This is a genomic window from Cohnella thermotolerans DSM 17683, from assembly GCF_000429825.1.
In the GTDB taxonomy this organism is placed as follows: domain Bacteria; phylum Bacillota; class Bacilli; order Paenibacillales; family Paenibacillaceae; genus Cohnella; species Cohnella thermotolerans.
In genome coordinates this window covers 51,249-58,399 of record NZ_AUCP01000041.1, presented here as the reverse complement: position 1 = coordinate 58,399, position 7,151 = coordinate 51,249, and the positions used below count along the sequence as shown (strand labels likewise).

The window sequence follows — 7,151 nt, the reverse complement described above, 5'->3', positions numbered from 1 at the left end:
ACAGGAAGATGCCTCCCTCTTGCGTATCCGGTCTTAGCATTCGTTTCCGAATGTTATCCCGGTCTTGCGGGCAGGTTGCCTACGTGTTACTCACCCGTCCGCCGCTAACCTTCGCGGGAGCAAGCTCCCTTGAAGGTCCGCTCGACTTGCATGTATTAGGCACGCCGCCAGCGTTCGTCCTGAGCCAGGATCAAACTCTCCATAAAGGTCATCCTTATTGAAGAGCCTTGTTGGCTCAAAATGTTACATCGTTGTCCGCCACTCAAACGAGTGACAGGGTCCGTATTACGCTCGATGTTCAGTTTTCAAGGAACAAGTTTGTTGCTCATTCTTGCTTCGTTATCGCTGCCGTTCAGCGGCGACTTGATTAATATATCACAGCCTGCATGCCCGATGCAACCCTTTTTATAAACATTTTTTAATGTAAATTTCATACAGCTCGATCGGGCCGGCAACGCGAAGCCGGACGCCCGATCCGAAGATCGAACGGCCGGCTCTGTCATGCCTTTTTATTCGGACTCGCGCATATGCGGGAACAGAAGCACATCGCGGATGGACGGCGAATCGGTCAACAGCATGATCAGCCGGTCGATGCCGATGCCGAGCCCGCCCGTCGGCGGCAAACCGTATTCGAGAGCGCGGATGAAGTCTTCGTCCAGATCCTGCGCTTCGTCGTTGCCCGCGGCCTTCTCGGCCATCTGCGCTTCGAACCGCTGGCGCTGGTCGATCGGGTCGTTCAGCTCCGAGAACGCATTGGCGTGTTCGCGCGCCACGATGAACAGCTCGAAGCGGTCCGTGAACCGCGGGTCCTTCTCGTTCTTCTTCGCCAACGGCGAGATAGCCACCGGATGGCCCGTTACGAACGTAGGCTGAATCAGCGTATGCTCGACGAACGTCTCGAAGAACGCGTTCACGATATGGCCGAACGTCATATGGGGCTCGACCGGCACGTTATGCTCCTTGGCCAGCCGGTGCGCCTCCTCGTCGCTCATCTCGGCGGTAAAGTCGATGCCGACCGCCTTCTGAATGAGCGAAGTCATCGATTCGCGGCGCCAAGGCGCGGACAGATCGACCTCTTGACCTTGATAGACGATTTGGGTCGTGCCCAGCACGTCCTTGGCCAGATGAACGATCAGATCTTCGGTCAGCCGCATAATGTCTTCGTAGTCGGCATAAGCCTCATACAGCTCCAACAGCGTAAATTCCGGATTGTGGCGCGTCGAGATCCCTTCGTTGCGGTAAACGCGGCCGATCTCGTACACCTTCTCGAGGCCCCCGACGATCAGCCGCTTCAAATGAAGCTCGATCGCAATCCGCATATACAGCTGCATGTCCAGCGCGTTGTGATGCGTAATGAACGGACGGGCGGCCGCCCCGCCTGCGATGGCGTGCAGCGTAGGCGTCTCCACTTCCAGATACCCGCGGCTGTCCAAATAGCGGCGCATCGATTGGATAATGCGCGAGCGGGTAATGAACGTTTTCCGAACGTCCGGGTTGACGATCAAATCGACATAGCGCTGACGGTAGCGCGTCTCCACGTCCTTCAGACCGTGGAACTTGTCCGGCAGCGGAAGCAGCGACTTCGTCAGAACCTCCAGATCGCTTACCTTAATGGAAGTCTCGCCGGTCTTCGTCTTGAACACGGTTCCCCGGACCCCGATGACGTCGCCGATATCGAGCAGGTTGAACGCTTTGTATTTCGTTTCCGGAACCGAGTCCGCGCGCACGTAAATTTGAATTTTCCCGGTCAAATCCTGAATATGGGCGAACGAAGCCTTGCCCATCACCCGCTTCTGCATGATGCGGCCGGCTACGGCGACGGGAACGTTCAGCTCGTCCAGCTCTTCTTGGCTCTTCCCGTCGTATTGCTCCAGAATCGGCCCCGCTTGGTGCGTGCGTTCGAATTTGACCCCGAACGGGTCGATGCCCAGCTCTCTGAGTTCGTCCAGCTTGTTCCGCCGAATTTGCAGAAGCTCGCTAAGCTCCGCCGTCTCGGTCTGTTGATTGTGTTCCATAATGCTTTCCCTCCAGCCTCTATTTCCAGTCCATCCTCATCTGCCGCACTCGTGCAAAAAAGCTTCCGGAGGAAGCTTTTCAGGAAAAAGGCGGCCAGCCCGGCCGTTCAATGACGACCCGCTGACCGCCATCCGTTGTCGTTCTCGCGATTACTTTTTGATATCCACGATTTTGTATTGGATGATGCCCGCTGGAACGTTCACTTCGACGATGGCGCCTTTCTTCTTGCCTATAATCGTGCGGCCAACCGGGCTCTCGTTGGAGATCTTGTTCTGCAGCGGATCCGATTCGGCCGTGCCTACGATCGTATATTCCACGATGTCGCCGAATTCCATATCTTCGACGACGACCGTCGAACCGATGCTGACGGTATCCAGGTCGATCTCGTCGTTGTTGATGATCCGGGCGTTGCGAAGCATCTTCTCGAGCGTGATGATCCGCCCCTCGATAAAGGCTTGCTCGTTCTTCGCATCTTCGTACTCCGAGTTCTCGCTGATATCGCCGTATCCGATGGCGATCTTGATCCGTTCGGCCACTTCCCGGCGTTTGACCGATTTGAGGTTCTCCAGCTCTTCTTCGAGCTTCTTCAACCCGTCCGGGGTCAGAAGGACTTCTTTGTCGCTCATCTCATCGATCTCCTGTCGAGGGTATTTCCATGCGAAGGCATGAATGCGCTGCATCGATGTTGTTGCCGAACGAGCCGCGCCAGGGGCGGCCCGTCGCCGTTGCTAATTCATATATGGCGTTCGCCGCGGACGCATGGCGCTTGACTGTTCGTACAACCGATACGGGATCCGGTCGCGAATATTGTTAACGATTATATTTCAACCCTATGGAAATGTCAATTAGCGGAAAAGCCTCCATTCGCTTCGATCCTGCGGCTCAATGCACCAACGGTAGTCCTTCGGCCGCTTCGTTCGCAGCGTTCTCCGCAAGCGATTCCACGTATTCGAGCAACCGTCTCTCGACTGCGGACCGGGTCGTCATCTCCATAATCTCGTTCTTAACGCGGGCCGCATCCGGCAGACCCTTCAGGTACCAGGCCAGATGCTTGCGCATTTCGCGGACGGCCTGGTTCTCGCCCTTCAGATTGATCAGCCGGTCGAGGTGAAGCATCGCGATGCGGACCTTCTCCGCGGGCTCCGGCTCGGGCAGAATCTCGCCGCGCGTCAGGTAATGAACGGTGCGATAGAGCATCCACGGATTGCCCAGCGCGCCGCGGCCGATCATGACGCCGTCGACGCCGGTATGCTTCAGCATCCGCTCGGCATCCTCGGGCGAGAACACGTCGCCGTTGCCGATCACCGGAATGGAGACGGCCTGTTTAACGTCCCTTATAATATCCCAGTTCGCTTTGCCCGTATACAATTGTTCCCGGGTCCGCCCGTGCACGCTGACGGCCGCGCCGCCCGCGCGTTCGACCGCTTGCGCGTTCTCAACCGCGTAAATATGCTCGTCGTCCCAGCCGATCCGCATCTTGACGGTCACCGGCTTCTTCGCCGCGTCTACCGCGTAGGACACCATCTCGTAGATTTTGTTCGGATCGAGCAGCCATCTCGCTCCCGCGTCGCACTTCGTCACCTTCGGCACAGGGCAGCCCATGTTGATGTCGATGATGTCGGCGTTCGTGTTCTTGTCGACGAACTTGACCGCTTCCACCAACGATTCTTTGTCTCCTCCGAAAATTTGCAGGCTAAGCGGCTTCTCGCGCTCGTCCACGTACAGCATCTCAAGCGTGCGCGTGTTGCCGTGCAGAATCGCTTTGTCGCTGACCATCTCGGCGCAGACGAGTCCGCAGCCGAATTCCTTCGCGATCAGGCGGAATGCCGGATTGCACACGCCTGCCATCGGGGCGAGCACGACGTTGTTGTCCATCTGAATATCGCCTATCTTAAGCATCGTTCAAGCTCCTTTCCTTGCGGGTTTCCCCTTCGTAGGGCGCCCATTCTCGAATGCCTTCCCGCTTCATGGCGGCCCGCGTCGTCCATTCCTCCCACGGAAACGCGCCTTCTTCTTCCGGCCATACATCCCGCAGCGGAACCAACACGAACGCCCGCTCCCCCATGCGGGGATGCGGGAGCGTCAGTTCGTCCGTATTCATCTTCACGCCGTCGTACAGCAACAAGTCCAGGTCGATCACGCGGGGTCCCCAACGAATGTCCCGAACCCGGCCCATCTCCTTCTCGATGGCCAGCATCGCGCGAAGCAGTTCCAGCGGAGCGAGAGATGTCTCCAGAGCGACGGCCATATTCAGAAAAGCGGGCTGATCCGTATAACCGACAGGGTCGGTCTCGTATATATGCGAGATGCGCCGCACATCGACGCCGGCGACATCGCCCAGACGGCGAATGGCTTCGCGAAGCGACGCTTCCCGGTCGCCCAGATTGGCGCCGAGCGCCGCATATGCTCCCCACACGTTGGCTTCAATCCTCTACGGGAACGACGTTGCCGTCGGAATCCCGGGTTCTGCGAAGCTCCACCGTCACCCCGTCGAACGTAATGTCAAACGGAGGATGCGGCTTCGTGACCGATACGGTCGCTTCGATGATACTAGTATACGTACCGAGCACCGCTCTTGCAATGTTTGCGGCGAGCGCTTCGATCAGCTTCACCGGGGCGCCTTGGACGATCTCCTTGACCAGTCTGTGAATTTCCGCATAATTGACCGTGTCGTTCACGTCGTCGCTTTGGGACGCCTTGCTCAAATCGAGCCGCAGATCCAGGTCGACGATAAATTGCTGGCCCAGCTTGTTTTCCTCGGGGTAAACCCCATGATAGCCGTAGAAAACCATTCGTTTGAGCAGCATTCGATCCATCTTCGTCATCGTCCCCTTGTTCCGGCTTGGCGGTATGCGATCGCGTCCGTCATGGCGGCGACCCGCTTCATCTGCCGCACGTCGTGCACCCGCACGATCTGGCAGCCTTGCATGATGCCGACCGCCGTCGTCGCGGCCGTTCCTTCGACAACGTCGTCCGCGGGCAAATCCAGCGTCTGCCGGATAAACGTCTTGCGCGAGGTTGCGAGCAGCACCGGATAGCCGAGGCCGACCAGCTCGTCGAGACGGCCCATCAGCTCCACGTTCTCGCCGTAATCCTTCGCGAACCCGATGCCGGGGTCCAGCCAAATATTCTCGTCGGCCACGCCCGCCGCATGCGCCCGCTCGATGCTTAATCGCAAATCTGCCAGCACATCCGGCACGAAATCCGAATAATCACGCTTCTGGCGATTGTGCATCAGAATAACCGGGCATCCGTATTCCGCGGCCAACGCGGCCATGGCCGGATCGCCCCGGAATCCCCAGATGTCGTTGAGCACATGGGCCCCGGCTTCCAGCGCCTGCCTCGCCGTCTCGGACTTGTACGTATCGACGCTGATCGGCAGCTTTACCGCTTCCCGCACCGCGCGGATGACGGGCACGATGCGACGGATTTCTTCCTCCGCGGACACCGGTTCGTGGCCCGGCCGCGTCGATTCGCCTCCGATATCGATCAGATCGGCGCCCTCTTCCGCCATCTCCTTCGCTCTTGCAACCGCGGCATCCAAGTCGAAGTACCGCCCCCCGTCCGAGAACGAATCGGGCGTTACGTTGAGAATGCCCATAATCAAAGTGCGCTTGCCCAGCTCGAGCGTCAATCCATCGTCAAACTTATACGTCCGATTATAAAAAACCGGCTTCATCTCAAAGTCCCCCTCTCGGCCGCTTGCCGGTAGTCGTTCATCAAATGGCGCGTCAGCTTGCCGGCTTCCGCCCACCGCTTCGCCGCCGAACCGTCTTCGGCTTCGAGGGCGGCGACCGGCACGATCTCCTGAATGGAGTTCGTGAGGAAGATCTCGTCCGCGCCGAGAAGATGCTCCCAACCGAAGAGCCCTTCCTCGCATCGAATGCCGCGGGTTCGGGCCAGCTCCCGGACGAACCCGGCCGTAATGCCGGCGAGCGGGCCCGCTTCAGGAGACGGCGAGTATAACACGCCATCGCGCAGCCAGAAAACGTTGCTGACCAGCCCTTCCGATACATACCCGTTCGCGTCCAGGAACAATCCTTCCGTCCCCGGCGCGGCTCCTCCGGCCGCCAATTCCCGCTTGGCCAAAATATTGTTCATATAATGGAAAGATTTTAACCGGACCTCGCCTTCCGGACCGCTTCTTCGCAGCCGCAGCAGCCGGAGCGTCTTGCCCGCCCGCGTAGAAGGCTCGTCCGGCGCAAGCGGCTTCGCGTAGACGATCTCGCGCGGCTGCCGGTAATCTTCGGCCGGCAAGCCGACCGCTCCTTCGCCGGCCGATACCGACCAGCGGATGTAGGCGTCCTCCCATCCGTTCGCCTCCAGCAGGCGCGCCGACGATTCCGCCATGCGATCCGCATCGGGCGCATAAGCGAAGCCGAGCATCCGGCAGCCTTCCGCCAGCCTTCGGGCATGCCGCTCCACGAGCCACGGCTTCCCGCCGTACGTGCGGAACGTCTCGAACAGCCCCATCCCATACAGAAAGCCGTGATCGTAGACGGAGATCACGGCTTCCTCGCTGCTTCTCAATTGTCCGTCGATCAGTAGCTTCATGAACGAATCCCCGTCCGGTACGCCAGAAAATTGCGCAGCATGACAAGGCCGTAGTCGGTCATGATCGACTCGGGATGGAATTGCACCCCTTCGACGACGTACTCTTTGTGCCTGAGTCCCATAATTTGCCCGTCCGCCGTCTCGGCGCTGATCTCGAGGCAATCGGGTAGCGTCTCCCGCTTCACCACGAGCGAATGATACCGCGTCGCCGTGAACGGGGACGGAATGCCCTCGAAAATCGTCCGGCCGTCGTGCGCGATCTCCGACGTTTTGCCGTGCATCAGTTCTTCCGCGCGAACGACCTCGCCGCCGAACGCTTGTCCGATCGACTGATGGCCGAGGCAGACGCCGAAAATCGGAATCTCGCCTTTGAACCGTTCGATAAGCCCGAGACTGACGCCGGCTTCGTTCGGTGTGCACGGCCCCGGCGAGATGAGAATGTGGTCCGGCTTCAGCGACGCGATGCCGTCCAGATCGATCTCGTCGTTGCGGTATACCCGAATGTCTTGGCCAAGCTCGCCCAAATATTGCACGAGGTTATACGTAAACGAATCATAATTGTCGATCACCAGAATCATGAC

At 58.9% G+C, this 7,151-nt stretch carries 8 protein-coding genes and 1 rRNA gene; all 9 read right to left on the bottom strand.

The window, feature by feature from the left end:
* Positions 1–206, bottom strand: a 16S ribosomal RNA gene (locus tag G485_RS0108230); the annotation flags it as partial.
* A gap of 303 nt (positions 207–509) precedes the next feature.
* A complete protein-coding gene (lysS, locus tag G485_RS0108225) occupies positions 510–2,015 on the bottom strand; it encodes a lysine--tRNA ligase (RefSeq protein ID WP_027092175.1) in 1,506 nt (501 codons plus the stop codon).
* A gap of 150 nt (positions 2,016–2,165) precedes the next feature.
* Positions 2,166–2,642: a transcription elongation factor GreA gene (gene greA, locus G485_RS0108220; protein WP_027092174.1), complete on the bottom strand. Its 477-nt coding sequence runs from the start codon at positions 2,640–2,642 to the stop codon at positions 2,166–2,168.
* Between the two features lie 256 nt (positions 2,643–2,898).
* Positions 2,899–3,915, bottom strand: a complete 1,017-nt coding sequence (gene dusB / locus G485_RS0108215) for a tRNA dihydrouridine synthase DusB (RefSeq protein WP_027092173.1) — start codon at positions 3,913–3,915, stop codon at positions 2,899–2,901.
* Positions 3,908–4,432: a 2-amino-4-hydroxy-6-hydroxymethyldihydropteridine diphosphokinase gene (gene folK / locus G485_RS25610; RefSeq protein ID WP_051318107.1), complete on the bottom strand. Its 525-nt coding sequence runs from the start codon at positions 4,430–4,432 to the stop codon at positions 3,908–3,910. Before folK ends, dusB begins: the two co-directional genes overlap by 8 nt.
* Before the next feature lie 7 nt (positions 4,433–4,439).
* On the bottom strand, positions 4,440–4,832 hold the full coding sequence (folB, locus tag G485_RS0108205) for a dihydroneopterin aldolase (protein WP_027092172.1): 393 nt from the start codon (positions 4,830–4,832) through the stop codon (positions 4,440–4,442).
* Between the two features lie 5 nt (positions 4,833–4,837).
* The gene (gene folP, locus G485_RS0108200) at positions 4,838–5,695 is read right to left on the bottom strand and encodes a dihydropteroate synthase (protein WP_027092171.1); all 858 of its coding nucleotides are present in this window, start codon (positions 5,693–5,695) and stop codon (positions 4,838–4,840) included.
* Complete coding sequence (locus G485_RS0108195; protein ID WP_027092170.1) at positions 5,692–6,570, bottom strand: aminotransferase class IV; 879 nt, start codon at positions 6,568–6,570, stop codon at positions 5,692–5,694. Before G485_RS0108195 ends, folP begins: the two co-directional genes overlap by 4 nt.
* Positions 6,567–7,148 (bottom strand): aminodeoxychorismate/anthranilate synthase component II, encoded by a 582-nt coding sequence (gene pabA / locus G485_RS0108190; protein WP_027092169.1) that lies wholly within the window; start codon positions 7,146–7,148, stop codon positions 6,567–6,569. Before pabA ends, G485_RS0108195 begins: the two co-directional genes overlap by 4 nt.
* Positions 7,149–7,151: the final 3 nt, after the last annotated feature.

Excerpts from the sequence above, each read along its gene's own strand:
- lysS (WP_027092175.1), bottom strand. The coding sequence starts at position 2,015 with ATGGAACACAATCAACAGACCGAGACGGCGGAGCTTAGCGAGCTTCTG.
- greA (WP_027092174.1), bottom strand. The coding sequence starts at position 2,642 with ATGAGCGACAAAGAAGTCCTTCTGACCCCGGACGGGTTGAAGAAGCTC.
- dusB (WP_027092173.1), bottom strand. The coding sequence starts at position 3,915 with ATGCTTAAGATAGGCGATATTCAGATGGACAACAACGTCGTGCTCGCC.
- folB (WP_027092172.1), bottom strand. The coding sequence starts at position 4,832 with ATGGATCGAATGCTGCTCAAACGAATGGTTTTCTACGGCTATCATGGG.
- folP (WP_027092171.1), bottom strand. The coding sequence starts at position 5,695 with ATGAAGCCGGTTTTTTATAATCGGACGTATAAGTTTGACGATGGATTG.
- G485_RS0108195 (WP_027092170.1), bottom strand. The coding sequence starts at position 6,570 with ATGAAGCTACTGATCGACGGACAATTGAGAAGCAGCGAGGAAGCCGTG.
- pabA (WP_027092169.1), bottom strand. The coding sequence starts at position 7,148 with ATGATTCTGGTGATCGACAATTATGATTCGTTTACGTATAACCTCGTG.